Below are 23,299 nucleotides of genomic sequence, written 5' to 3' on the forward strand. Positions count from 1 at the left end.
TCCACTACCGGGTGCGGGACGCCGGCAGGCTGGCCCTCAACGCAGGAATCCCCCAGTCCATCCTGACCAGTTTGACCGGGCAGCTCACGCTGCTGCTCGCAAACGGCCCGCTGCTGTACCGGCAGCTCGAGGCAACCCTGACCGGCCCCCGCGCGTCCGTCGCAGCCGTCCGTGTCGCCGTGAAGCTCGCGTGGGAGCGGGGCCTCCTGACCTACCTCAACCAGTCCGGCTGCTGGAACGCCGAACACCGCGCCTTCGCGCTGACCTCCGACGCCCACCCCGACCTCGACACCGCACTTGACCCCCGGGCGGCTACGCGGACGCTGGTCCACGCCTACTTCACGCGGTACGGGCCCGCGACGCTCAAGGACGCCACCTGGTGGTCGGCCTTGTCCCGCGCCGCCGTCATCGCCGCGCTCGACGCCTCGGACACCGAGTGGCTCCAGATCACCACGCCGTGGAGCCCGGCCCCGGCCTACCTGGCAACCGCCCAGTACGAGGAGTTCCTGGCGGCCGACCCCGACTCCCACGCAACCGGCTTGAACCTGCTGGCCCACGAAGACGTAGCACTCAAGGGCTACTTCGAGACCCGCGACAGATACCTCATGGGACTGCCGCCCCAGCAGGCGTTCAACCAGATCGGTGAAGCGCTGCCCACCATCATCCTCGACGGCCAGATTCAAGGCACCTGGACATGGAACCCCGGCACCCGAACTGTCACTCCCGCATTCACCCGCGGCCGGGCTTCCCATGCCCTGACCCGCCGCGTGTCAGCGGCCACGGACACGCTCACCGACGCCCTACGGACCGGCTGGCGCGACCCAACCCCCACCCCCGCCCACCGCAGTCCCAACCAACTCGCCCTTGCTATCTGACGCCGATACCCGACCGATCCGCACAAGGAAAAGAGTCTCCGCGATGCTCCCGCTGCCCGCCGATTCCAAGCTGAGCGATATCCAGCAGTACGTCGCGGCGATGGAAGCCGAACGCGGATTCTCCCACCGCACCGTTATGGAGGAGGCTCTGCTCCTCGGTGAGGAAGTCGGCGAACTCTTCAAAGCCATCCGCAAGGCTCAGAACCTGAGCACCGCCACCGGATCGCTCGTCGGCAGCGTCGACGAGGAACTCGCCGACCTCCTAATCTTTGTCTGCGCTATCGCAAACCGGCTCGACATCAACCTCACGGACGCCCTCCGCCGCAAGGAAGCCCACAACGAGACCAGAATCTGGGCATAGATCCGCGCTACACAGAGAACGGCGGACCGAAGCCGGTCAGGTCACGATCGCCGGGCACAGCGAAGCCGACCCCGCCGACATACGACGCATCCGGATGGAGCTCGCCGCCGAGGACTACGACCGGGCGCTGCGAGCGCACAGCCGCCAGCTGCCGGCGGTGGCCGAGGGAGACCTCGTGTCTGTCGGCATCCGCTGGCGACTGCGCAACGTGCGTCGCTTCGACATCGCCGACAACCCCACCGAGACGCCCTGAAGCTCCGGCATCGGCCACCTGCGCAGGTCGGGCGTTCACCCTGTGACGATCGCAGCCTGCGGACAGGCTCGGCCCGCGGCGAGGACAAGCCCCGGTCGGACGTGGACCTGCTCTACGTGCTCTCACAGAACGCCACACTCGGCCGGAACATCGTCGATCTCAGAGACGAGCTGAAGAAGATCATCGGACGCCCGGTGGACCTCGTTCCAAAATCCGGGTTGAAATGGGTCATCCGTGACCGGATACTCGCCGAAACGACGATCCTGTACGCGGCGTGACTAGCTTCATCTCGTCGATATGCTGGAGGCGGTCAAGGCCGTCTCAGCTTTTCTTGCAGAGGTGGACGAGATGACGTTCTCGGGCAGCGATCTGCTCCAGAGCGTCGTCCTCCAGAAACTCATGCTCCTCGGTGAGGCCGCCGGACGGGTTTCGCCCGAGGTATGCGATCGCTGGCCTGACATGCCTTGGCGCTCAGCGTCAGGATTTCGCAATCTCGCCGTTCACTCCTACGTCGAGATCGAGTGGTAAATCGTCTGGAGAATAGGGACGGCGTCGCTTCCGCGTCACCCTGTCGACCACACGTGTTGGCGGGCCATTTCTCGATGAAAAGAATCACGCGATCCTGGACGCACTCACCGACGGAGGCTTGATGACGAGCGAGGTTGCCAAGGTGGTTCAGTTATCCACCCGCGCGACCCGAACCCGGCTGGTCAAGCTCGTCGAACGTGGCCCCGTACGCGATGTCGGCACGAGCCCGCAAGAGCCGAATCGGCGCCACGACCGCGAATCATGAACATGCACTCGGAGTTATGAACAGGCAGGCCACGAGCCCGCTCCGGCTAGCACGTTTACAAGATCTTCAGGCCCCTCCACCGCTAGGTCGGTGCATATCTGGCAAGGGGATTTCTAATCATGGTGCGTGTGAAAGCCTGAGGCGTCCGAACAGCGGTCCAATCAAGCCCGCCGCCAGTGATCGCCAGTCTTCCAGACGACCGCGATCTGCACCGACCCACACAGCGCCACCAAATCGGGCCGTGGAACCGAGGGGACGACCAGCACCAGTTGTGGGGTCGGGGTCACGAAACGCTTATAGTCGAGAAGCTGACCGATAGCCATTTGGACAGCCTCACGTGTGATGGTGCCTTTGGCTTCGATGAGCTCACCAGCCGTGACGTCGTAAAGGTTGGTAAACAACGGCCGCGAGTCCTCGGGCGGCACGATCCGAAGTCGGCAGACGTCATGACCGAGAGCGCGAAGATGTTCTGCGTAGGCGTGGACTAGTACCGCTTCGCGCCGCATCGTCGTGGTCGGCTCCGTGACGGAAGTCGCCTCGAACTCTTCAATATTCCTCACCTCGACCGTTACATACTCGACGCGGCTGGTCAATGCGGGTGTAGCGGGCAATGGTGCGTCGAAGTGCCGGACCGGGCCGACCGGGCGAAGCCGGAACATGATGACCGCGCGCAACGGACCTCCCCCGGTTTCTGGCGCCTCGCTCGTATGCCAAGGCCGCTGGCGGTCGACCTCAAAGGCGCCGATGTACTCGACACCACCGGGCACTGCATGGAACAGGTGTAACGCCCGGCCATCTTCACGGTGACGCAGGATCGCCAAGTTGCCCTGAACCAGCCTCTGATCACCACACTGCCCTTCGCCGGTGTAGTAGAAGCAGCCGTCATCGCCCCAACCGTCGAAATAGCCGTGCTGCCTGCCCCGCGCAGGGTTGGTGAAGAGCAAGACGTTGGGGGTCGTGCGGGATGGGCCGATGCCGCCCTGGCGCCGACCGCCGTACCGATCGTGTAGGTTCCGCCGCACCAATACAGTTCCCGGCTCGATATCCCACCCGGTCTCAACTAGATCCACGACGGCCACCATACGGGGCCGGAAGGAACTGGCTGGCCGAGCCGGTGCACCGGGCGGGCAAGGCCGTCAGTGGGGTGCGGGGCACTGGAGTGGCGTCGTAGACGCCGCCGAGTTCAGCCGTCCGTTTACCGCCGTGTTACTCCCCGGCTGACAATCGAGTCGCCCGCTCGCGGGCGGTAGCGCATACCGCCTTGGCGGTGGCTGACCGCAACGCGCCCGGTGGCATCGGCTGTTGCAGCGTGGGCGAGCTGCGCGATCTGGCGTTTACCGATCCGGACACCGGTCGTGCGCTGCACGACGGCCAGCCACCGCAGCCCGCGTGGGAGTGCCGGCCCGCGGGCATGTTCAGTACCGCGTCGGCCGGGTAGTGGTTAGCCGTGCCGGGCGCTCCGTAGCCCAGCCGGGTGGCGGTGGCCGTTCTTATGGCTGCGGTCGTTGCGTTGAGCTCCCGACCGCCAGCCGAGGCGAGTGTACGTTTGGCGCTCTACTTGTACGTAACGATCTTCTGTTGTACGTTGAAAGCATGACCACATCGCCCGAGCTGAGCGTGTCGGAGGCTCGAGAGCAGCTTGCCGCGATCATCGATCAGGTCCGCGCAGACCACAAGCCGGTCTACCTCGCCCGTCGCGGCCGGCGAGTTGCGGCGATCATCGATGCCGATGACCTGGATCGCATCCTCGCGCTGGCCGAAGACATGGCCGACATACGCGAAGCCGAACGAGCGCGCGAGCAGATGATGACGACCGGGCAGACGCCCATCCCCTGGGATGAGGTCAAGGCCGAACTCGGCCTGACATGAGATACACGGTCAGTGTCGCACCGCATGCACTCCGCCAGTTACGCAGGCTCGACCCCACGGCCCGACGCCGGGTGCAGGCTGTCATTGATCTCCTCGCCGACGATCCCCGTCCACCGACCGCTCGACAGCTTGTGGGCGGTGCGGGCGAATGGCGCGTACGCACCGGCGACTACCGGATCGTGTACGACATCCAGGACAAAGGACTGGTCGTCCTGGTCGTCACTGTTGGTCACCGCCGAGACGTCTATCGCTAACCTTGAACGTCGCCCCGGACGTCGAATCACACACCGCCACCCACGACACGACTCGGATCATCAGGAGAGCCCGAGCGTGAGGCTCGCCGAGGCGGGGTGTGGGCTTGGCGTCGCGGGTTGACGGTCGGCTCGGCGGCGGTCCGTAGAGTGACCGACGACGATCCTCGGCCCGAGGTCGTGGAGGGTGGTGAGCGTGGTGGCGCGCCGGTTCAACACGGCGGGGCCGTGTCGCCCCACGTACGACTACATGATTCCGGCGCTTCGGCGGCTCCCGCAAGGGCCTGGGCTGGTGGAGCGGATGGGCTACTTCGTGGTCCACGCTCCCCGCCAGACCGGGAAGACGACGGCGCTGCGCGCGCTGGCGGAGGAACTGACAGCCGGTGGTCGGTACGCGGCGCTGCATTTCTCGTGCGAGCTCGGCGAGGCGGCAGGTGACGACTACGGCACGGCCCAGCGCAGCATCCTGCAGGAGATCCGGAGCCAAGCCGAGATCGCCCTGCCGCCGGAGCTGCGCCCGCCGCCGTGGCCGGACACGGTGGACGCCAACCTCCTCAAGGAATCGCTCGCGGCCTGGGCACTGGTGTGTCCTCGGCCACTGGTGTTGTTCTTCGACGAGATCGACGCGTTGCGCGGGCAGAGCCTGGTCAGTGTGTTGCGTCAGCTCCGGGCCGGGTTCAACCAACGTCCACGGCGGTTCCCGGCGTCGGTGGTGCTGTGCGGGCTGCGCGACGTCCGCGACTACAAAACCGCCTCGGGGGGCGACCCGTCCCGGCTGGGTACCGCCAGCCCGTTCAACGTCAAGATCAAGTCTTTGCGACTCGGTGACTTCCTGCCCGAGGAGGTCCGCGAACTCTACGCCCAGCACGCCGCCGAGACCGGGCAGGAGTTCACCCCGGAGGCGACCGCTCGGGCGATCGAGCTGACCGCCGGGCAGCCCTGGCTGGTCAACGCGCTGGCCCTGGAAGTCGTCGAGGAGATCGGGGTGCCGGTCGGCGAACCGATCACCGTCGACCATGTGGACCAGGCCAAGGAGCGGTTGATCCTGGCTCGCGCCACTCACCTGGACTCGCTGGCCGCGAAACTCGCCGAGCCCCGGGTCCGGCGCATCCTCGAACCCGTCCTCGCCGGGAACCTGCTCGCGCTCGATCCCTACGACGACGACCTGACCTACGTCCGCGACCTCGGGCTGATCACCCCTCGCAACCCGGTACGGGTCGCGAACCCGATCTACCGCGAGGTCATCGCCCGCGTCCTGACCACCGGCGTCGAAGTGAACGTGCTCGCCGACCCCCGGACGTTCGTGCTCCCGGACGGACGGCTCGATTTCCCCCGGCTGCTGCGGGAGTTCGCCGAGTTCTGGTGCGAGCACGGCGAGATCCTCACCAGCACCCAGCACTACCACGAGGCGGCTCCCCAGCTCGTCCTCATGGGATTTCTTCAGCGGGTCGTCAATGGCGGGGGCTACGTCGAGAGGGAGTACGGAGTCGGTCGGGGGCGTATCGACATCCTCGTCCGCTGGCCCTGGACGACAGCCGACGGCAAGCGCGCCTGGCAACGCGAGGCGCTCGAGCTCAAAGTCCGGCGAGCTGGGGAACCAGACCCGCTGGCACGCGGTCTGACCCAACTCGACGGCTACCTCGACCGCCTCGGCCTCGACCGCGGCACCCTGGTCGTCTTCGACCGCCGACCCGACGCCGCACCGATCGCCGAACGCACCACCATCACCGAGGTCGCCAGCCCCAGCAGTCGCACGATCACGCTGCTGCGCGCCTGACCCCGGCCCGGGGATTGCTTGAGTTTCTCTGATCGACAAGGGTGTCATGTGCCCACGAACCAATTGCCGAGCGCTCTAACAGCCGTGAACGTACGCGCGGCAACGCCGGTCGTGGCCGATCCGCCCCACGCCCGGCACTGACAGGGAGGCCGAAATGTGCGATGACGGCGCGGGTCCGACGGTGGTGTCCGTCAACGTCGGCCTGCCGCGGACCGTCGAGGTCGACGGTACGGTCGTGACCACCGCGATCTGGAAGGCTCCCGTTGCGGGCCGGGTCGCCGTCGGACGGTGCAACCTGGCCGGCGATCGCCAGGCTGACCCCACCGTCCACGGCGGCGTCGACAAGGCCGTGTACGCCTACGCCGCCGAGGACCTCGCCTGGTGGGCCGATGAGCTCGGCCGGGACGTGCCACCAGGCGCCTTCGGCGAGAACCTGACCACAGCCGGGATCGACCTACGCTCCGTCGCCGTGGGCGAGGTCTGGGCCATCGGCTCCGCCGTGCTGGCGGTCACTCAGCCACGCGTGCCCTGCTACAAGCTCGCCGTCAGGTTCGGTGACCGCAGCCTCCCGCGCCGCTTCGCCGCCGCCGGCAGACCCGGGGCCTACGTGCGGGTTCTCCAGGAGGGCGAGCTGGCGGCCGGCGACCGCCTGCACGTGCTGTCCAGCCCCGACCAGGCTGTCACCGTGGGCCTGGTGGCAACGGCCTACCACTCCCATGACGCGCAGCTGGCCGGCGCCGTCCTGCGAGCACCCGGCCTGCCGGCGTCCTGGTACGACTGGGCCCGCGCCCGGGTGGGTTGACGGCCAGGTCCCCTTCGCGCCGGTCACTCCGTGCGCCGGTCACTCGGCCGACAGACCGTGCGCCTCGTGCTCAGCCGGCGGCGGGTTGTGGGTCAACCAGTCGAGCCTGCGCGCTGCGGCCTTCTGCACCGCGATGACGAAACATACCCGGCCCGGTCCCCGTGATGGAAAGGGAGCGTTGGTGTACTTGATGGAGATCGGATCCATATAGCGGCTGGGAGGACGAAACCTCCCCCACCACGTTCCCCGGTGCGGTTCACCCACCGTGGCAACCGGCGACCCGAGGCGCCTATTCCCGTCGTCGAAAGCCCTCGGTGAAGCCGTCGTTGAAGCCGTCGTTGAAGCCGTCGTTGAAGCCGTCGTTGAAGCCGTCGCCTGGACGTCATCCCCGCCTGGGTCTGTACTGTTCCAGGAATCAGCTGGACGACGGCAGCCCATCCACCTATCTCACAGCCGTACCACCGCACAGCCTCCCGCGAGGAAGACGTCGTGATGGTGACCGCAGACCTCGATCACCCGCCGGCCGGCGCCGGCACAATCCGTGAAAGGCCACGCCATGTCCGCTAAGCGGCCAGAGCAGCCAGAGCAGCCAGAGCAGCCAGAGCAGCCGGCTGAGACGTCCGGCTGGCATCGGGTGGACGCCGAGGATCTGCCCGACGAGGGTCGGGTGCGTACCGCCGTGGTCGGTGGCCGCAGTGTGGCGCTGACGCGGTGCGGGGGGTTGCTCTCGGCGCTGGAGAACCGCTGCCCGCATCAGGGCGGCCCGCTCGGCGAGGGGTCGATCGAGAACGGCTGGCTGCGCTGTCCGTGGCACGGCTACGACTACGATCCCACCACGGGGAAACCGCCGGCGGGCTTCACCGACGCGGCGACCGCCTACGCCGTGCACGAACGGGACGACGGGGCGTTCGTGCAGCTGCCGCCGGCGCGGATCGAGACCCGCACCGTCAGCGACGTTCTCGTGGACACCCTGGTCGCGTGGGGCGTCCGGCACGTGTTCGGCATGGTCGGGCACTCCAACCTGGGCTTCGCCGACGCGCTGCGCCGCGCTGAGGCGCGTGGCGAGATCACCTATATCGGTATCCGGCACGAGGGCGCCGCCTCGTTCGCCGCCAGCGCGTACGGCAAGCTGACGGGACGTCCGGCGGCCTGCTTCGCGATCGCCGGGCCCGGATCGACGAACCTGCTGACCGGTCTGTACGACGCGAAGCTTGACGGTGCGCCGGTGTTGGCGATCTCCGGACAGGTGCCGTCGAAGGTTCTCGGCCGGGGAGCGTTCCAGGACCTGGACCTCTCGGCGGTATTCCGGGACGTCGCGGTGTCCACGGCGACGGTGCAGGCCGGCAGCGACCATGGCGAGCTTGCGGCACTCGCGGTCAAGCACGCTGTCGACGGACGCGGGGTCGCGCACCTGGTGCTGCCGGACGAGGTGCAGGTACTGCCGGCGACCGCGGCAGCGGTCCGGCCCGACGGCCGGCTCTCCGACCGCCGCAGCGGTCCTGACGCCACCGCCGTGCGGACGGCTGCCGATCTGCTGCGCCGTGCCCGACGACCGGTCATCATCGCGGGGCATGGCGCCCGGCCGGCCGCGGCGGCCCTGCGGGCGCTGGCAGAACGGCTGGGTGCACCGGTCGCGACGACCTTCAAGGCCAAGGGGCTACTGGCGGACACCCACCCGCTCGGGGCGGGCGTGCTGGGCCGCAGCGGCACCCCGGTCGCCAGCTGGCTGATGAACGAGGCAGACCTGCTGGTCGTCGTCGGCGCGTCGTTCGCGAACCACACCGGCATCGCGCCGTACAAACCCGCCATCCAGATCGACGATGACCACGCCGCCATCGGCCGCTTCCAGAAGGTGGACGTCGGGGTGCTCGGCGACGCCGAACTGAGCCTGCTCGCCCTGGCGGCGGCCCTCGACGGCGGTCCGGCTGGTACCACGGCCTGGGTGGACCAGCGGCCGGACGTGGCGGCGCGCTGGGCATTGTGGCGGGCTGAAAAGGCGCGCCGCGTCGCCGACGACCGGGGCCGGGGACTGTCCGCGGCGGCGGTCTTCGACGCGCTCGGGCGGCACATCCCCGCCGACGCCGTCATCAGCGTCGACGTCGGCAACCACGCCTACTCCTTCGGCCGCTACTTCGAGTCCGCCGGCCAGCCGGTGTTGATGTCGGGCTACCTCGGTTCGATCGGCTTCGGCTACCCGGCCGCGATCGGCGCATGGGCGGCCGACCCCAGCCGCCCGGTCGTGGCCGTCACCGGCGACGGCGGCTTCGGCCAATACCTCGCCGAAGTGACCACCGCGGTCAAGTACGGCATCGGGATCAAACACATCCTGCTCGACAACGGCGCCCTCGGTAAGATCAGCAAAGAACAACTCGGCGAGCAGTTCCCGGTCTGGCAGACTTCGCTGCACAACCCCGACTTCGCCGCCTACGCCCGCCTCTGCGGCGCGGCCGGCCACAGTGCCACCCATCCCGGTGACCTCGACGATGCGATGACGGCCCTGTTCACCGGCGACGGCCCCGCGCTCCTGCACATCCGCCAGGACGCCGAGCTGCTGTAACCACAGAGGCCGCGCGCCAGCTGGCCATCGCGGCACCTCGGCCCGATTCCGAGCCCAACCGGGCGCCCATCCCACCCCGAGGAAGGAAGAGCGGCCATGAGCGGAACCGACCAGCTACCTGATCGTTTCGGGCAGACCCGGACGTCCCTGCACACCCTGGCCGAACACGTCCTGGCTGCGTCCCGCTACCGGGCCACCGGGCGGATCGGCCTGGTGGTGCGGCCCGGCGGGTTCGGTACACCGCCCTTCGGCCCCGACCACCGGACGGTCAGTGTCGAGGGCTGCGAGCTGGTGGTCCGCGCAAACGGCGAGATCGGGCGGACGGACATCACCACCCTGCGCTCCGCCGGGCAGGCCGCCGGCATCGAGCCCGGTGCCCCGTCCGCCGTCTACACCCCCGCTACCAGCCTTGACCTGGACGCCCCGCTCGTCGTCGATCCGACCGCCGCCCAGTTGATCGCCGACTGGTATGCCCTGGCCGACGAGGCGCTGCGCCGGTTCACCGCCGAGATCGACCCGGACGCGCCCAGCCCGATCACCTTGTGGCCGGAGCATCTCGACGTCGCCCTCGCCGCCTCCGGTGTCAACTACGGAGCCAGCCCCGGCGACGACTACGTGAATGATCCGTACCTCTACGTCGGGCCGCCGTCGCTACCCACCACGCCGCCGGACCCGGACGGCTTCTGGAACCAGCCGTTCGGCGCCAGCCTGAGCTGGGAAAAGGCCCACTCGGTGGACCAGGCTGTCGAGTTCTTCCGAGCGGGCCACCAGCGCCTGCCCCGCTGACCGGGGCGGGTGGACCCCGATACCGATCGGGGTCCACCCATCCCACCGCGAAACTCCGGTAGTGCTACCTGGGCGGGAACTGCGAGTTGGGGAGGGGATCAGCGAGGTTCGCGGTCGGGGCTGTGTCCATGAACCCGATCACCGCGCAGTTGATGTCGACCCCGACGGAACCGTAGGGGGCGGGCTGACCGGTGGCAGGGTCGACGCCGGTCAGCAGATCAGGCCGGCTGGCCGCCAGGTTGAACACCTGGACCTCGTCGATCTGCCGCTTGTTGAGGCCCTGCTGCACGGCCTTGTCGGTCCACAGGCCAAGCTGCGCGTCCCACAGCGGGCTGTAGGCCAGCGCGTGCCTGGGATCGGTCTCGGTCGGGAAGTCACCGAACACGTTGAGCAGGTCACCGCCGTTGCGCAGGGCGTCGATCAGCGCGGTGTTACCCGCGCTGGCGTCCTCGGCGACATGCCCGTCCTTGGCGAGATGAACGAACCCCTGTGCCTGGCTGTTGTCGGCGCCGGTCTGGCCGTTGATGAACCCGAACAGCCGCTCGCGGGCGGAGCCGAGGAAGTCGTCGCCGCCGTTGTAGGCCGCCTTGTCCAGCGCGGGCACGTAGGTCGCACGCTCCAGTGCGGCGGTCAGGGGCTGGCCCGCGTCGGTGCTGATGTACACGATCGGCTTGCCGGCGTCGAAGCCCTTGACGAACAACATGTCGACGTAGGACTCCAGGTACTGGCCGGGCGGGGACGGAGGTGCGATGTGAATGCCCAGGACACGATCACCGGTGTCGGTGTGGTGGACGACGTCGAAGGGACCGTCGCCGGTCGCGACGATCGGCGCGCTGTAGACGACGTTCGACCCGGCGAGGCGAATGAACGGGCTGTAACCTGGGCCGGCGACCGCGCCGGGCTGGAACTTGGCAAGCGGGAAACCATCCGGTCCGGGCTCGGCCACCCGGGTCGGGCTGAAATCGGGCGCGCCCTGGAAGTTGACAACGGCCTGCCCGAAACGGTTCTGCTGCGGCGTCGGCGCGTCGAGGGTCACCGTCTGGACGCATTCCTGGCAGCCGACGGCGAGATTGGTGAGCTTAGGCGCATAGTTCACCCCCAGGTCGCGTGCCAGGCCCTCGTCAGAGGCATCCAGGAGCGTGAACCACACCGTCGTGCCGTTCGCCTTCCCCTTGTAAAGGGGCAGGCGGACGCTTTCCTTGCTGAGATCGACCTGGAGCGCGCTCTCGAGCGTCAGGTGATCACGAGGCAGCAAACCGCGTAGCGGCCCCAGTCCCGCGGCCGCGCCCTTCGCCTGGTTCGCGCCGGCGAGCGCTTGACCACCTGTCACCCCCGTAGCTGCGATAATCATGAGCGTGGCAGCCGCGAGCGACCATCGTTTTGACGACCATCGTTTTGACGACCATCGTTTTGACAGCACAGCCATGCCGTTCTCCTTCCATTCGGGCGGATTCCCACCCGTGTTCGTGAACCGATCGACGTCGGGATCTCGTGAGTTTTCCGTCGTTGCAGCAACCTGGGATCAACAAGATTTCACCGAAACCCCGACCCCGCGACGATAGAAAGGCGTCGCTGGATGCGTCAAGGTGAATGGCGAGCAGGGGAAACGCCGTAAGAATGCCGTAAGAATCTGACCTCGGACGCCTGCGACCGGAAATTCCGATGTAAGGGCACGATAATTGACAAGGCCTGCCCAGCCGCAGAGCCTTTTTTGAATCTTGTGTTCGGACAGCGATCCGCGGCACAGGCGTCTGCCCTGCTACCCGGCGAGCCCGTCGACCGTGGACGGTCGACGGGCTCGCCGCCGCGGTTCACGTCCTGGGTTCACGTCTTGCGCGACGCCGGCCTGATCTACCGCCGGAGACCCGAGGGCCGGCGCCGCCGTTGCCGGTAACCCCGGGGCGGCTGTTCTCGTGCCGGTCGCGGTACCAGTCGCGGTACCAGTCGTCGTACCAGCGGCAGTAGGTTCGGCCGACGACTTCACGTCCGGACGTCCGGACGTCCGGCCGTCACGGACGGCTTCCGGTTGGCGCCCCCGCGGCGTAACGTGACATCCCATAGTTGATCTCGGCCTGAGAGTGGCACCAGGTGGCACCAGGTGGCACATGGCGGGTATCGTCGGCGGTATGAGTTCTCAACCTGAGGTCACCCAGCGTGATCTGCGCAACAGGTCAAAAGAGATCATGGACGCAGTCCAGGGCGGCCAGGCGTTCACGGTCACCCGCGACGGACACCAGATCGGCGAGCTGATCCCGCTGCGGCAGCGTCGACGGTTCGTTCCGCGCAGCGAGTTCAGGGCGATGTCGCGCAGCGCCCCCGACATCTCCCTGGATACCTTCCGAGCCGACCAGAACGCCACGGCCGACCAGGAACCGGACGACCCGTATGACCGGTGACCACGCCCACGGGCTACTCGACACGAACATCATGATCTTGCGCCGGTGGGTGGACCCCGACGAACTTCCCGCCGAAATGGCGATCAGCGCTATCACCCTGGCGGAGCTCTCCGCGGGGCCGCACGAGGTGCGCAGGAACGAGGAGCAGGACAACTACGACGAGCACGCCGAACGCGCCCGGCGACTGGACGTGTTGCAGCGTGCCGAGAACGAGTTCGACCCCATTCCGTTCGACGTGGAAGCCGCGCGCATCTACGGCAGGGTCTGCGCGGCCGTGATCGGCGCCGGACGCAAGCCCAGACGACGGCTGGCCGACCTGATGATCGCCGCGATCGCAATAGCCGAGGACCTGCCGTTGTTCACGACCAACCCCGACGACTTCACGGGACTGGACGGCCTCCTCACCGTCGTCCCCGTCACCCGGCCGGCAGTGCTCCACAGCCGGTGAGCGCAGGCCGCTCGCAACCGACTCCTGGGAGCCTGATGCGGTCAGGCAAGCGGAACCTGCGGCGACCAATTTTCTGGTACCACGGTGGTGTCGGTGGCCGGGGAGCCGCTGAGTGTTTCCGTTCTGTTCGGCCCGTACTGCGCATCGGGTGTGGCCGTCTAGTTCGGTTGTCGAGGGCGCTTGCGGCGGGTGCCTCGAGATCGCCAGCCCGCCCGGTGCGCTTTCTCGGGGAGGCCCCGCCGAGCGCCCTGGCCATCTGGGCACGACCGCAGAATCCGTACGGGATCGGCATAGTCGATCGGCTACAGCCAACGCCGGACCGCCCTGGGATGGTGGACCTTGCCGATCACCGACTGGTTGCGGCGTCGACGCGATGCCTAGGCCGACGGCCTGACAGTACTCATCGACACCAGTAACCAGCCCGCTGTAGCAACCCGCGGCTGAGTGATACTCATGCGTTACAGCCGATTCGAGGAGAGCAGCAGCTCGGTGAACAGCAGCTGGACGTGAAGGTCGATCTCCCTGCGGATCTCACGAACCTCGGGAGTCGGTCTGCCTGAGGGATCGTCGATGGTCCATCGTCGAATGGAGCCGCCGAGGCGAAGGTGATGTCGGGTTATCGGCCGATCGTCACGGCGGCTGATCGGCTCCGGATGTTCGGCCCATACCTCGGGCGGGATGACGGTCAGGTCGTGCGAGGCGGCTCGGCTGGCGGTGTAGTCGACCAGCCCCCGGTCGATGAGTCGCTGCCCCAACGCGACGACACCGTTCCGGAAGCCGAGCGCGTCGTGCACGTCAAGCTGCATGAGCGGGTTCTGGGAGAAGGTGGTCGCGGTAATGTCCATCAGATCGGCGGTGGTCTTCCAGGATGCTGCCCGCTGACGATCAGCGCGAGCGACAAGGACGCCAGGCGGCGTTGCGCTTGTTCACCAGGCCCTCGGACCCGGGTGCGGGTCAACAGTGGGGAGATCCGTTCTTGGACGTCCTCAGCATGAGCATGGTGCGGGATGTGCCGAAGCTGAAGACCTTGGCGATCGAGCGCGGGCTCACGGTGCAGCATTTTTGACCACCTGGATCGAGGAATCGCCGGGGACCTGATGGCCAGGAAGGCCCATCGGACGAACGGCGACATGCGGTGGTAGGCGCCCGGCGGATTGTTGCGACGCCCTGGCGTGTGGCAGACGCTGGATGGCCTCCACGATCCAGGCACGCTTCGTCCGGCTCTGGTGTTTCAGTCGGCCGGGGCCGGGGCCGGGGTGGGGAGTGGCGGGTCGATGGTCATGCCGCCGTCGGGGGTGGTGAGGAGTGCGCGGACCGGCTCTGGCAGGGTTCCGAACATCTGGGTCCCGATCACCTGCAGGTGGTTGTAGATGCGGGTCTGGGTTGCAAGGAGGGTGCGGGTGTTCTCCGCCTTCCACACCCGTCGGATCTTGAACGAGATCAGGACCGGGTAGCCGATGTAGAAGACGGGGATCAGGGCCACGACCAGGATGGGGAGCGGTATGGTCCAGCGGTCCGGGAGCAGTCGGCGGTCGTTGCCCAGTGCTTGGAGGTTGGTGAGGACCGTGCGCTGGCGTTCTTTCGCTGTGGTCAGCCAGTGCTGGCTCTCCTCGACATCGCGTAGCAGGCTCCAGGCGAAGGCCAGACGGATCGCCAGGAGCGCGTATTCGCTGTCGGCCAGGGATTTGTTCTTGGCGGCGAGGTACCTGTCGGAGGCTTTTTCGATGTTCCGCATCGCGGCCTCGGCATCGCCGCGGGCCTCGAAGCGCAGGGCCTGGGCGAGTAGATCGTCGCCTGTCCGGGCGTCGCCGAGCCGTTCCGCCTCGGCGATCTTCAGAAGTCTCTTCAAATGGGCGCTCTGCTGATCGGAGACCATGAGAACGCCCAAGAGCAGTTGGGTGGCGCTGTCGGCGCCTGGGATCCCGATCACGCTGGCCCCGAAGACAAGACCCGACTGGGCCATGTTCAACCAGGGGTTGTCCACAGACAGGTCTTCGGTGACAGCAGTCCTACTCCCCTGGGGCAGACGCATCAGTTCCGTCGGCGAGACGTTACTGATCGATTGCCGCTGGGCTTTGCGGACCACCCAGCCGAGGAACCGATTGAACCGGATGACGACCGGACGCCCGAGGGTGCGGACAGCTGTTCCGGCCCCGCCTCCGACCCTGAGAACCAGTCTCCAGATCCAACGGACACATCTGGAGAGCCATCGGAGGCGCTCACTCAGGAACTGTCGGGCACGCGCGCGCATGGAAACTCCGATCAGGGGGCGGGGAACGCTCTGGATCTTCCCGGCGATCTCTATTGAACACCGTCCCTCACGGGGATCACCGGCAGCGGAGTGGGATACCTCCTCAAGGACCGCGTCGGAGAGATCACCGAACTCACCGACGCCCTCGCCCTGGTCGCGACGGCTGTCAGGCGAAGGCATCCGGATACAGAACCTCGGGGGCGGGTACGGGTCGGCTGGAGGCAGCCAACCGATCCGCGAGGCCCAGGGCCAAGCGACCGAGAAGGAGGGTCAACTATGAAGGCGCTGTCTGAGCAGCTCAGCGAGTTTTCCGACCGAGCGAGGAAGGTCGATGACGTGGTGGGCGCGGCGCGGGAGAAGAACCGCGCGCGCCTGGAGGCAGAGCGAACCGCGCTGACGACCTCTGTCACAGCCGCCAAGACCAAGGCAACGGGCAAGGCCGAAGAGGCGAAGGCCGGCATGCAGCCACAGTGGGATGCGGTGCGCTCGTCGGTAGAGCAGCGGTTCGCCGAGGTGCGCGCAGATGCCGACAGGCGACGAAACGAGCGGGACGTCCGCAAGGCGCAGCACCATGCTGAGGTGGCTGAGCAGGACGCCGTCGACGCAATCGACCTAGCGCTCTCCGTCCTCGACGGGGCAGAGTACGCCATCGTCGACGCGGCCATCGCCCGCACCGACGCTGACGACCTCGCTGCGAGCCGCCAGTAGGACTTTGAGATCGACCAGTGGCCGCGGGCCACAGCAGGGACACCGACCCCTTGCAGGAGCCTCCTTGGCCCGCGCCACCACGAATGCAGGCCGGCGCCCGGCCGGCTTTCGCAGGCCTGACTCGATGCCGACAGTTAGATCAATAACCCTGGGGTTGCGCCGTCTTCCTAAGACCGGGAGTCGTGGAGTGGGTTGGGTTCGTTGAGCCCGGGTGACTGCTCGGCGCTCATGGTCAGACGTGGTCCATAACGGACCAGTCTTCAGGGATCTGGATCGAGGTCCTGGCAAAGCTTCCTCCGTCGCACGAAGGAATCGTCACGCCCGACATGTACTGAGCTGCGTCGGAGGCGAGGAATGTTGCTACTGCGGCGTTGTCCCCGAGGGAGGGCGGCCGGTCGACCTTGAGCGGCCCGGGGAACATGGTCGACGCGTCCCATGGGTCACCACTCTTCGCGAGCGAGCTCTCCGCACGCGACATGCCGACGACGGCGGCATCCGACGGAAGCGACAGGTTGGGTGACATACCGTGTGTGGGGGCGAGTGCGTTGACGCGAATACCATAGGTGCCCCAGTCGTAGGCCATCGAACGCACAAGCCCGACAGCCCCAGCCTTGCTCGCGCAGTACGAACCGAACCCTGGATAGGAGTTGAGCGCCCCCGCGGAAATCGGATCGCAGCGACCTGACTCGCGCGGACGTCGACCTGCTCTACCCCTACGACGGATTCACCATCCTGTCGCTGCTCTGGCTCAAATCACTCGAGTTCTGCGGCGAAGGCGAGGCCGGCCCGTTCCTCGAGAAGTCCTGGAGCAGCGTCGAAAACCGGATCCGTATCGACGACCGGGTGCTCGTCAACACCCACGGGGGCAGCCTGTCCGAAGGTGGGACGCAGGGGGCCGGACACCTGCGCGAGGCGGTCCACCAGCTCCGCGGGTCCGCGGGCGAACGGCAGTCCACCGGAGCCGACGTCGCGCCCACACCACGCCGCGTGATCATCGGGGTCGATGGGGAAGGTCGCTCGACGGTCTCGTCGGACAAACCGGCCAGCCTCTCGTTCGACGTCGGTCTTGCGACGATGCACCAGCTCTGGCTCACCACCGAGATGCCCGCGGACGTCACCCACGATGGCTCGAAGAGAACCCGCCCGACGCACCCCTCAGTCAACCGGCAGCGGGCGGCTCGCTGTTCCAGCTCTGCATCTTCAAACCGCACACCGAGAGCCCCATGCACAAGACGGACACCATCGACTACGTCGTCGTGATGTCTGGAACGATCGACCTGGACACCCAGGATGGGCGCACGGCCACCCTGTCCGAAGGCGACTGCCTCGTCCAACGCGCAACCCTCCACCGGTGGGCCAACCGTTCCGACGAGCTGTGCACAATAGCCGTCACCTGCATCAGCACGAGCGCGGACCCTGATGCCGATACCAACATCCAGCTCGGCTAGGTTTGCCGACCCAACCCGACGCCGTCGCCGGGCCGCGAACGGGATCGCCTTACGCCCGGCGCGGATGGTGCGCCCGGGCGCATGCGTAGGGGCGTATTCGCGTCGTTCGGCTACGCCGGGGGTCAGCGCTGCGTCGCAGGGCCTTCAACACATCCTGCGCAACAGGGAGGACGTCTCCGACGAGGCACGGGATGCGCTGCGGTGGGTCGCCGCATCTCGCAGCGCCGAGGACACGGACGGTAGGTCATTGCGGTCACCGGAGCGGCACTTCCCACCTACGGCCGTCACCCGCGGGGGATCCTGTACCCGGCTGGGATCCCCCGGAGGGTCGCTGGTCGCTGGTCGCTGGTCGCTGGTCGCTGGTCGCGGACAGGGTCAGTCCCGGGTCTGGGTATCGGTGGTGTCGAGTCGCCCACAAAACCGGTGACGCCGGGAACTTGGGCACGTATTCGACACGATCACCCACCGGGGGCCGGTGACGGTCGGATGTGGCCGGACAGACGAAGAGGGCTCCCTGACCAGGTTTGCCCGGTTCAGGGGGCCCTCTGCAGGTCTTGGGGTGGTGCCCCCAACGGGATTCGAACCCGTGCTACCGCCTTGAAAGGGCGATGTCCTAGGCCGCTAGACGATGGGGGCGGGCGACGACGACCAGGCTTGATCTACAACTTACCCAGAACGTCTACCGTTGGGACCACTGCAAGCATAGAGGTGACGGGCCGCCGGCGACAAACGGGTTCCAGATCGCTTGGGCACCTCCCTCACGTGGCCCGGCGGCCCTCAGGCGTCGGCCAGCGCCGGCAGCGGGTTCGCCCAGCGGTAGCGGGAGAGGAAGAAGGCCCGTACCCGACGTCCGCCGATGGCCAGGTTGTGTGCGATCGGGACCGGTCCGGTCGGGTACGCCACGTCGAACGACAGCGTCACGTCGTCGGCGTGCTCCACGGGTGTGTTCGGATCGTAGACCCGGAGCGTGACCGCGGTTCGTCGCTGTTCGTAGGCGTATGCCAGGAGCTGATGGCTGGACCCAAGCTGGAACGGATCGTAGGAGCGCAGCGTGATGACACCGAGCGGGGCCAGGACGCCGCGGTCGAGGTCGAGCCGAACCCGCGGCCACTCGTTCACGACCGTGATGCGCCCGGAACCGCGCAGGGTCAGCGAGGACCGGGTCGTGTCCGCATCCGGAGTGGCCATGAGCTGGTAGTAGCGCGCGACGCCACGCGGGATGTCGAAGCTGTCGAACAGCCGGCGGACGATGTAGCGGTACAGCGGTGAGTCCGGCGCAGGTGGTTCCTTCAACACCGGTGGAGTCAGCTTCGCCTCGAAAAGATCACGCGTCGTGTAGATCATGCCACCGCACAAACCGCGACTGGCGTCACCGATCGGTACCGGCCCGACACCTGGAAGATTAATCTTCAGCACGGGCTGCTTTGGAAAATCGTTGGTGAAGGGCAGCCCGTTACTGCTCGGGCGGAACCCCTCCACCGCGGCATGGGCGTCGACCATCACGGTCTCCCTTCCCACAGAAACGTGTTGCCCTGGAATGATGCCCCCCAGGCTCCCATCCGCACATCCGGGTGCGGTGGCCGGCAGATCAGGTGGCAACTACCGGTGCCCATCATGACGTATAAATGATGATATTGCAGCACATACTGCACCTCCTGTACCTACAGCATTTTCGGCAAGTCATGTTTGGCGGTTGCGGGATGGGAGAGCAACCAGGACATGACCGTCCGACGCATGGGTGACACGCACGGGCAGCCATTGGCGCCAACTGCCGCTGTCACCGCCGAACAGCCGCCCGCGCGCATGACCTGGGGTGAATTCTGATGATAACAAGCCTCCCGATTGCCGCGTCGCTGGACATTCCCCTGGCCATGCCTGTGGACGTTCCACTGGACGTCCCGGGGCGGCCAATCGGTACGGCCACCGGCCGGACGCCGATGGGAAGGCCGTGCCCTCCCGCGAGGGTAGGTGGGGCATTCACAGCGCTTATCGCGTCCGGACGGCTTGATCTTCCACTGCCCGCGGCGGGTGCCACCGCTGCGCGTTGGCGTGCGCTCGCCGATCTCGCTGCCTTCGACGTCACGCTGGCTCGACTCGCACAGGCCCACACCAGCGCAGCGGCGATCCTGATTGATTCGGCTGGGCCGGCACCCGAACATGATCAGCGATGGGGGTTGTGGGCGACGGAGGAGCCGATCGGTTCGCTGGTCGCCCGTCGAGGTCGTGGCGGCTGGACAGTACATGGCGTCAGGTCATCCTGCCCGGGTGCGCGCGTGCTCACCCACGCGCTGGTCGCGGCCAGAGTCATCACGGACGGCGGCGAAGATACGCGCGAAGGCACGATCGGGCTGTTCGCCGTCCGGCTCAATGAGCGCAACGTTGCCGTGGCAACAGCGGGATCAGACGGATCAGACGGATCGGCGTCCCAGGCGATGACCGGCGCGGACACCGCGACCGTCCTGTTCGACGGGGCACCCGCCATCCCGGTGGGTGAGTCTGGTTGGTCGACCGGGTCGACCGGGTCGACCGGGTCGACCGGCGGGTCCGATCCGGACGCGGCATACCTCGACCAGCCGATCTTCTGGCATACCAAAGTGGATATCGCGGCATGTTGGTTCGGCGGCGCGACAGGTGTCGCCCGAACGCTGTTCGCCGCCGGCCACACCGATCACGAAGGAGAGGCGGGTCATCTCGCCGGCCGAACCGACCGAACCGGCCGAACCGGCCGAACCGGCCGGCGCCTCGACATCCACGCGCTGGAACACCTGGGTCGCGTGGATGCGGTCCTGATGGCGATGCGCTGCGTCCTGGAGACAGCAGCCCGCGACATGGACGCCGATCCCGATGATGTCGGTGGGTCCGCACGCAGGCGCGCGCTACGGGTGCGAGCGAACATCGAGGCAGGCGCGACCGAGGTCCTCGACCGGGTGGGGCGCGCGCTCGGCCCCGGCCCGTTGTGCGCCGATCGCGGGTACGCCCGGCGCGTCGCCGATCTCAGTGCGTATCTGCGTCAGAACCGGGTGGAACGCGACCTCACCGACCTCGCCGCCGTCGTCCTGGCGGATCTGGATCCGCTCTGGTGGTGACAGACAGGTGACCGGCCCCGCCGGAGTGGGTATGCCAGTCGGTATGAAGCACCGTCCCGAAGGCATCCCGGCGGCCCAACTGTCGGACGAGGATCTCGTCCGCGAGGTGGACCAGCTGCACGCGACCCGCCACGATGCATTCCTGCACGGCACCAGGGATGCGTTCGACACACACACCGCGCGGATGCTGAGCCTCGAGTACGAGTATCTGCGCCGGTTCGCGGCGATCATCGGACCGAACCCGCTGCGGACGCGCGCCGGTAGCCGCCAAGCCGCCGCAGCGGGCCGCGTCAGCTCGTGAGGGCACCACCTCGGGACCGCGGTCAGCGCATGACAGCTGTCAGCTCGTGATGTCCCGGGTTCCGAAGACAATCCGGGCAAGGATGACCATCGCCGCGCCGTAGCAGCCCTCGAGGGCCAGCCCACGTCTGATGTTCACCCAGCTCACCGGATCGCGGAACAGGTCGATGAACCCCATCCAGTAGTGGGTCGGCAGGTACGGCTGGATGGCTGCGGCGGCCGGGAGCTGGTCGAGCACTCCCGCGGTGACCAGGACGCCGAGTGCGCCGAGCGTGGCCGCGAGCGGCGTCGAGGTGACCACCGACAGGAACAGTCCCACGCCGGCGATGCCGAGCATGGATGCGGCCACGAACAGCGCTGACAGCGCGATCCGGATGGCCGCCTCCGACAGGGAAAGGGGCGGGCCGGCGCCGGACAGCGGCTTGATGGGCGCCAACCCGAACAACCCCCAGCCGACCGCGAAGGCGGTCGTGGTCACCGCGGTCACTGCGATCACGAGATAGACGATGATCCCGACCAGTTTCGCGGCCAGCAACCGGCCCCGGCCGACCGGACGGATAAGCAGGTAGCGCAGCGTGCCCGCAGCGGCCTCGCCCGCGATCGCCTCACCTGCCAGCAGCAGGACCGCAACCGGTAGGAACAGCGGTAGGACGAGGGCGAGGGCCGCGATCGGGAGCCACGTTCCGTTATGTATGACCTCGGTGAGGAAGGCCGGGCTCCCTGCCCCCGACCCGACTCCGCTGACCTTCAAAAAGAGCGCGACGATCACTGGAAGCGTCGCGAGCATCAGCACCGACACCCAGGTCCGTCGCCGCATAAGCAAGATCTGGATCTCAACACGGATCATCGGTCATCCAGGACGGATTGCAGGGCACCATCGTGATCGTTGCCGGTCAGCTCCAGGAACACATCCTCGAGTGATCGTCGTTCCACCACCAGTTCGGAGACGCGCACGCCGGCCGAGACCAGCGCGGCGTTGAGTGCCATCGGGTTCTGCGTCCGGGCGACCAGGGAATGCCCGTCGCGGCCTTCGAGTACCCGTTCGAGCAGGTGCGCCGCGAGGTCGGAGTCCGGGGTGCGCAGGGTGACCCGACCGGTCGGCCCGCACAGCGCATCAAGGGAGTCGTGGGCGACCAGTTGGCCGTCACAGATGATCGCTGTCTCGGTGCAGAGCATTTCGACCTCCGAGAGCAGGTGCGACGACAGGAAGACGGTCGTTCCCTCGGCGTTCAGCTCGAGCAGCAGGTCGCGGATCTCCCGAATGCTCTGCGGATCAAGCCCGTTCGTCGGCTCGTCCAGGATCAGCAGACGAGGCCGGCGCAACAGGGCCGCGGCGAGACCGAGGCGCTGCTTCATCCCGAGCGAGAATCTGCTGATCGGTCGGTCGTCGATGTCGCCGAGCCCGACCCTGTCCAGGGCGTCCTCGATCCGTCGCCGGCGGGAACGCCGAGCACCGCCCCGGCCGGCGGCGTCGAGCGCGGTCAGCTCGACCCGGGCGGACAGAAAGGTGTGGAACGCGGGCGCCTCGACGAGAGCGCCGATCTTGGGTAGTACCTGCCGGGAATGACGCGGCATGCTCCGGCCGAGAATCTTGACGGTGCCGGCGCTCGGGCGCACCAGGCCGAGCAGCATCCGGACGGTCGTGGACTTACCCGATCCGTTCGGGCCGAGGAAACCGAACCGGTCACCGGTCGCCACCTGGAGGTCGAGGCAGTCCACCACGGTCCGGTGCCGGTAGCGTTTGGTCAGGCCGTCCGCGTGGATCGCGAACGTCATCCCGGTTCTCGCGTGATGTCGGCAGGCTCGAGCCGTCGGATGATGGCGCTTTGTCGAACGATGGTGACAGCGCCGGGCACGCGGCAACCACGCGTCGCGATCGGCGGGTCGACCGGACCAACCGCCAGCGCGTCCAGCGGACGCCGGCCCGACGCGTGGCGGCAGGATGATCGGGAGGTAGGCACTGTGCCTACCAGTAAAGCGGGGTCGTCCCATGGCATCGACAGTCGGGTCGGACGCGGCCCGCGTGTCGCGCCAGACCGACCGAGGCATGCGGGACGGACCCGCATACATGCCCTGCGGTCGCCAGGTCATTCACCTGTCGCCCGCCGCATCGCGCATCTGTCGCATCGCGCATCTGTCGCATCGCGCATCTGTCGCATCCTGGCATCGTGGCAGGTCGGTTCGACAGGTACGATCAGGGTCCGCGGGCCGTTAGCTCAATAGGTAGAGCAGCAGACTTTTAATCTGCGGGTTCAGGGTTCGAGCCCCTGGCGGCCCACATCCGATCATGGTTGTGACCTGCGGTGATCTCGTTTTCTTGATCGAACAAAGAAGATCC

General features: G+C 67.4%; 28 protein-coding genes and 2 tRNA genes. 21 read left to right on the forward strand and 9 right to left on the reverse strand.

Annotation, left to right across the window (positions count from 1 at the left end; all coding sequences use genetic code 11):
* The 5 genes from U9979_RS01535 to U9979_RS01555 form a co-directional block, all read left to right on the forward strand.
* On the forward strand, nucleotides 1-875 hold an 875-nt coding region (locus tag U9979_RS01535; RefSeq protein WP_322777957.1), incomplete at its 5' end, for a DNA glycosylase AlkZ-like family protein.
* 43 nt (nucleotides 876-918) lie between these two features.
* The gene (locus tag U9979_RS01540; RefSeq protein WP_322749594.1) at nucleotides 919-1,236 is read left to right on the forward strand and encodes a MazG nucleotide pyrophosphohydrolase domain-containing protein; all 318 of its coding nucleotides are present in this window, start codon (nucleotides 919-921) and stop codon (nucleotides 1,234-1,236) included.
* Between the two features lie 94 nt (nucleotides 1,237-1,330).
* Nucleotides 1,331-1,489 carry a hypothetical protein gene (locus U9979_RS01545; protein WP_322777958.1) on the forward strand — a complete coding sequence of 53 codons (159 nt, stop codon included), beginning with the start codon at nucleotides 1,331-1,333 and terminating at the stop codon, nucleotides 1,487-1,489.
* A gap of 56 nt (nucleotides 1,490-1,545) precedes the next feature.
* Nucleotides 1,546-1,767 carry a nucleotidyltransferase family protein gene (locus tag U9979_RS01550; protein ID WP_322777978.1) on the forward strand — a complete coding sequence of 74 codons (222 nt, stop codon included), beginning with the start codon at nucleotides 1,546-1,548 and terminating at the stop codon, nucleotides 1,765-1,767.
* Nucleotides 1,768-1,786: 19 nt separating this feature from the next.
* Entirely contained in the window at nucleotides 1,787-2,017 is a 231-nt protein-coding gene (locus U9979_RS01555) for a DUF86 domain-containing protein (protein WP_322777959.1), read from the forward strand.
* 426 nt (nucleotides 2,018-2,443) lie between these two features.
* Here U9979_RS01555 and U9979_RS01560 read toward each other — a convergent pair whose 3' ends face one another.
* Complete coding sequence (locus U9979_RS01560) at nucleotides 2,444-3,226, reverse strand: hypothetical protein (protein ID WP_322777960.1); 783 nt, start codon at nucleotides 3,224-3,226, stop codon at nucleotides 2,444-2,446.
* Nucleotides 3,227-3,543: 317 nt separating this feature from the next.
* Between U9979_RS01560 and U9979_RS01565 the strand changes: the two genes are divergently transcribed.
* From U9979_RS01565 to U9979_RS01595, 7 genes are all read left to right on the forward strand, one after another.
* On the forward strand, nucleotides 3,544-3,720 hold the full coding sequence (locus tag U9979_RS01565; protein ID WP_322777961.1) for a hypothetical protein: 177 nt from the start codon (nucleotides 3,544-3,546) through the stop codon (nucleotides 3,718-3,720).
* Between the two features lie 155 nt (nucleotides 3,721-3,875).
* On the forward strand, nucleotides 3,876-4,151 hold the full coding sequence (locus U9979_RS01570; RefSeq protein ID WP_322777962.1) for a type II toxin-antitoxin system Phd/YefM family antitoxin: 276 nt from the start codon (nucleotides 3,876-3,878) through the stop codon (nucleotides 4,149-4,151).
* Entirely contained in the window at nucleotides 4,148-4,405 is a 258-nt protein-coding gene (locus U9979_RS01575) for a type II toxin-antitoxin system RelE/ParE family toxin (protein ID WP_322777963.1), read from the forward strand. Before U9979_RS01570 ends, U9979_RS01575 begins: the two co-directional genes overlap by 4 nt.
* Before the next feature lie 196 nt (nucleotides 4,406-4,601).
* Complete coding sequence (locus U9979_RS01580; protein ID WP_416219192.1) at nucleotides 4,602-6,179, forward strand: AAA family ATPase; 1,578 nt, start codon at nucleotides 4,602-4,604, stop codon at nucleotides 6,177-6,179.
* A 154-nt stretch (nucleotides 6,180-6,333) separates the two neighbouring features.
* Entirely contained in the window at nucleotides 6,334-6,981 is a 648-nt protein-coding gene (locus U9979_RS01585) for an MOSC domain-containing protein (RefSeq protein ID WP_322777965.1), read from the forward strand.
* Nucleotides 6,982-7,537: 556 nt separating this feature from the next.
* Nucleotides 7,538-9,538, forward strand: coding sequence for a thiamine pyrophosphate-binding protein (locus tag U9979_RS01590; protein WP_322777966.1), 2,001 nt, complete (start codon nucleotides 7,538-7,540; stop codon nucleotides 9,536-9,538).
* Between the two features lie 96 nt (nucleotides 9,539-9,634).
* Entirely contained in the window at nucleotides 9,635-10,324 is a 690-nt protein-coding gene (locus tag U9979_RS01595) for a hypothetical protein (protein WP_322749586.1), read from the forward strand.
* 64 nt (nucleotides 10,325-10,388) lie between these two features.
* Here the strand turns inward: U9979_RS01595 and U9979_RS01600 are convergent, their stop codons facing one another.
* Complete coding sequence (locus tag U9979_RS01600; RefSeq protein WP_322777967.1) at nucleotides 10,389-11,654, reverse strand: hypothetical protein; 1,266 nt, start codon at nucleotides 11,652-11,654, stop codon at nucleotides 10,389-10,391.
* 796 nt (nucleotides 11,655-12,450) lie between these two features.
* Here U9979_RS01600 and U9979_RS01605 point away from each other — a divergent pair.
* Both U9979_RS01605 and U9979_RS01610 read left to right on the forward strand, forming a co-directional pair.
* The gene (locus U9979_RS01605; RefSeq protein ID WP_416219194.1) at nucleotides 12,451-12,720 is read left to right on the forward strand and encodes a type II toxin-antitoxin system Phd/YefM family antitoxin; all 270 of its coding nucleotides are present in this window, start codon (nucleotides 12,451-12,453) and stop codon (nucleotides 12,718-12,720) included.
* Complete coding sequence (locus U9979_RS01610; RefSeq protein WP_322754123.1) at nucleotides 12,710-13,168, forward strand: type II toxin-antitoxin system VapC family toxin; 459 nt, start codon at nucleotides 12,710-12,712, stop codon at nucleotides 13,166-13,168. The genes U9979_RS01605 and U9979_RS01610 overlap by 11 nt, the downstream gene beginning before the upstream one ends.
* A gap of 458 nt (nucleotides 13,169-13,626) precedes the next feature.
* Here the strand turns inward: U9979_RS01610 and U9979_RS01615 are convergent, their stop codons facing one another.
* Nucleotides 13,627-14,013 carry a hypothetical protein gene (locus U9979_RS01615; RefSeq protein WP_322777969.1) on the reverse strand — a complete coding sequence of 129 codons (387 nt, stop codon included), beginning with the start codon at nucleotides 14,011-14,013 and terminating at the stop codon, nucleotides 13,627-13,629.
* Nucleotides 14,014-14,036: 23 nt separating this feature from the next.
* On the opposite strand from U9979_RS01615, the gene U9979_RS01620 reads away from it, so the two are divergent.
* Nucleotides 14,037-14,234, forward strand: coding sequence for a hypothetical protein (locus tag U9979_RS01620; protein ID WP_322777970.1), 198 nt, complete (start codon nucleotides 14,037-14,039; stop codon nucleotides 14,232-14,234).
* A 165-nt stretch (nucleotides 14,235-14,399) separates the two neighbouring features.
* Here U9979_RS01620 and U9979_RS01625 read toward each other — a convergent pair whose 3' ends face one another.
* A complete protein-coding gene (locus U9979_RS01625) occupies nucleotides 14,400-15,599 on the reverse strand; it encodes a hypothetical protein (RefSeq protein ID WP_322777971.1) in 1,200 nt (399 codons plus the stop codon).
* A 96-nt stretch (nucleotides 15,600-15,695) separates the two neighbouring features.
* On the opposite strand from U9979_RS01625, the gene U9979_RS01630 reads away from it, so the two are divergent.
* Nucleotides 15,696-16,127, forward strand: coding sequence for a hypothetical protein (locus U9979_RS01630; RefSeq protein WP_322749580.1), 432 nt, complete (start codon nucleotides 15,696-15,698; stop codon nucleotides 16,125-16,127).
* A 232-nt stretch (nucleotides 16,128-16,359) separates the two neighbouring features.
* Here U9979_RS01630 and U9979_RS01635 read toward each other — a convergent pair whose 3' ends face one another.
* Complete coding sequence (locus U9979_RS01635) at nucleotides 16,360-16,851, reverse strand: SDR family oxidoreductase (protein WP_322777979.1); 492 nt, start codon at nucleotides 16,849-16,851, stop codon at nucleotides 16,360-16,362.
* Nucleotides 16,852-16,859: 8 nt separating this feature from the next.
* On the opposite strand from U9979_RS01635, the gene U9979_RS25005 reads away from it, so the two are divergent.
* Both U9979_RS25005 and U9979_RS01645 read left to right on the forward strand, forming a co-directional pair.
* The gene (locus U9979_RS25005; protein WP_416219197.1) at nucleotides 16,860-17,387 is read left to right on the forward strand and encodes a thiolase C-terminal domain-containing protein; all 528 of its coding nucleotides are present in this window, start codon (nucleotides 16,860-16,862) and stop codon (nucleotides 17,385-17,387) included.
* Nucleotides 17,324-17,575 carry a cupin domain-containing protein gene (locus U9979_RS01645; RefSeq protein ID WP_322777980.1) on the forward strand — a complete coding sequence of 84 codons (252 nt, stop codon included), beginning with the start codon at nucleotides 17,324-17,326 and terminating at the stop codon, nucleotides 17,573-17,575. Before U9979_RS25005 ends, U9979_RS01645 begins: the two co-directional genes overlap by 64 nt.
* 560 nt (nucleotides 17,576-18,135) lie before the next feature.
* On the opposite strand, the gene U9979_RS01650 is transcribed toward U9979_RS01645, so the two are convergent.
* Nucleotides 18,136-18,211: transfer RNA gene (locus U9979_RS01650), tRNA-Glu, on the reverse strand.
* Between the two features lie 141 nt (nucleotides 18,212-18,352).
* Nucleotides 18,353-19,075, reverse strand: coding sequence for a hypothetical protein (locus U9979_RS01655; RefSeq protein WP_322777972.1), 723 nt, complete (start codon nucleotides 19,073-19,075; stop codon nucleotides 18,353-18,355).
* Between the two features lie 323 nt (nucleotides 19,076-19,398).
* Here U9979_RS01655 and U9979_RS01660 point away from each other — a divergent pair, with 323 nt between their 5' ends.
* Together U9979_RS01660 and U9979_RS01665 are read left to right on the forward strand one after the other, a co-directional pair.
* Nucleotides 19,399-20,661, forward strand: a complete 1,263-nt coding sequence (locus U9979_RS01660; protein WP_322777973.1) for an acyl-CoA dehydrogenase — start codon at nucleotides 19,399-19,401, stop codon at nucleotides 20,659-20,661.
* Nucleotides 20,662-20,704: 43 nt separating this feature from the next.
* Entirely contained in the window at nucleotides 20,705-20,962 is a 258-nt protein-coding gene (locus U9979_RS01665; RefSeq protein WP_322749597.1) for a DUF6158 family protein, read from the forward strand.
* A 39-nt stretch (nucleotides 20,963-21,001) separates the two neighbouring features.
* Here the strand turns inward: U9979_RS01665 and U9979_RS01670 are convergent, their stop codons facing one another.
* Nucleotides 21,002-21,808, reverse strand: a complete 807-nt coding sequence (locus U9979_RS01670; protein ID WP_322777974.1) for an ABC transporter permease subunit — start codon at nucleotides 21,806-21,808, stop codon at nucleotides 21,002-21,004.
* The gene (locus U9979_RS01675) at nucleotides 21,805-22,737 is read right to left on the reverse strand and encodes an ABC transporter ATP-binding protein (protein WP_322777975.1); all 933 of its coding nucleotides are present in this window, start codon (nucleotides 22,735-22,737) and stop codon (nucleotides 21,805-21,807) included. The genes U9979_RS01670 and U9979_RS01675 overlap by 4 nt, the downstream gene beginning before the upstream one ends.
* Nucleotides 22,738-23,166: 429 nt before the next feature.
* Here U9979_RS01675 and U9979_RS01680 point away from each other — a divergent pair.
* Nucleotides 23,167-23,239, forward strand: a tRNA-Lys gene (locus U9979_RS01680).
* The last annotated feature ends 60 nt before the right edge of the window (nucleotides 23,240-23,299 follow it).

It is taken from the genome of Protofrankia sp. Cas4 (genome assembly GCF_963555915.1).
GTDB lineage: Bacteria > Actinomycetota > Actinomycetes > Frankiales > Frankiaceae > Protofrankia.

Excerpts from the sequence above, each read along its gene's own strand:
- U9979_RS01670 (WP_322777974.1), bottom strand. The coding sequence starts at position 21,808 with ATGATCCGTGTTGAGATCCAGATCTTGCTTATGCGGCGACGGACCTGG.
- U9979_RS01595 (WP_322749586.1), top strand. The coding sequence starts at position 9,635 with ATGAGCGGAACCGACCAGCTACCTGATCGTTTCGGGCAGACCCGGACG.
- U9979_RS01660 (WP_322777973.1), top strand. The coding sequence starts at position 19,399 with ATGATAACAAGCCTCCCGATTGCCGCGTCGCTGGACATTCCCCTGGCC.
- U9979_RS01590 (WP_322777966.1), top strand. The coding sequence starts at position 7,538 with ATGTCCGCTAAGCGGCCAGAGCAGCCAGAGCAGCCAGAGCAGCCAGAG.
- U9979_RS01610 (WP_322754123.1), top strand. The coding sequence starts at position 12,710 with ATGACCGGTGACCACGCCCACGGGCTACTCGACACGAACATCATGATC.
- U9979_RS01545 (WP_322777958.1), top strand. The coding sequence starts at position 1,331 with ATGGAGCTCGCCGCCGAGGACTACGACCGGGCGCTGCGAGCGCACAGC.
- U9979_RS01540 (WP_322749594.1), top strand. The coding sequence starts at position 919 with ATGCTCCCGCTGCCCGCCGATTCCAAGCTGAGCGATATCCAGCAGTAC.
- U9979_RS01555 (WP_322777959.1), top strand. The coding sequence starts at position 1,787 with ATGCTGGAGGCGGTCAAGGCCGTCTCAGCTTTTCTTGCAGAGGTGGAC.
- U9979_RS01585 (WP_322777965.1), top strand. The coding sequence starts at position 6,334 with ATGTGCGATGACGGCGCGGGTCCGACGGTGGTGTCCGTCAACGTCGGC.
- U9979_RS01570 (WP_322777962.1), top strand. The coding sequence starts at position 3,876 with ATGACCACATCGCCCGAGCTGAGCGTGTCGGAGGCTCGAGAGCAGCTT.
- U9979_RS01665 (WP_322749597.1), top strand. The coding sequence starts at position 20,705 with ATGAAGCACCGTCCCGAAGGCATCCCGGCGGCCCAACTGTCGGACGAG.
- U9979_RS01615 (WP_322777969.1), bottom strand. The coding sequence starts at position 14,013 with ATGGACATTACCGCGACCACCTTCTCCCAGAACCCGCTCATGCAGCTT.
- U9979_RS01625 (WP_322777971.1), bottom strand. The coding sequence starts at position 15,599 with ATGCCTTCGCCTGACAGCCGTCGCGACCAGGGCGAGGGCGTCGGTGAG.
- U9979_RS01575 (WP_322777963.1), top strand. The coding sequence starts at position 4,148 with ATGAGATACACGGTCAGTGTCGCACCGCATGCACTCCGCCAGTTACGC.
- U9979_RS01675 (WP_322777975.1), bottom strand. The coding sequence starts at position 22,737 with ATGACGTTCGCGATCCACGCGGACGGCCTGACCAAACGCTACCGGCAC.
- U9979_RS01630 (WP_322749580.1), top strand. The coding sequence starts at position 15,696 with ATGAAGGCGCTGTCTGAGCAGCTCAGCGAGTTTTCCGACCGAGCGAGG.
- U9979_RS01605 (WP_416219194.1), top strand. The coding sequence starts at position 12,451 with ATGAGTTCTCAACCTGAGGTCACCCAGCGTGATCTGCGCAACAGGTCA.
- U9979_RS01655 (WP_322777972.1), bottom strand. The coding sequence starts at position 19,075 with ATGGTCGACGCCCATGCCGCGGTGGAGGGGTTCCGCCCGAGCAGTAAC.
- U9979_RS01620 (WP_322777970.1), top strand. The coding sequence starts at position 14,037 with ATGCTGCCCGCTGACGATCAGCGCGAGCGACAAGGACGCCAGGCGGCG.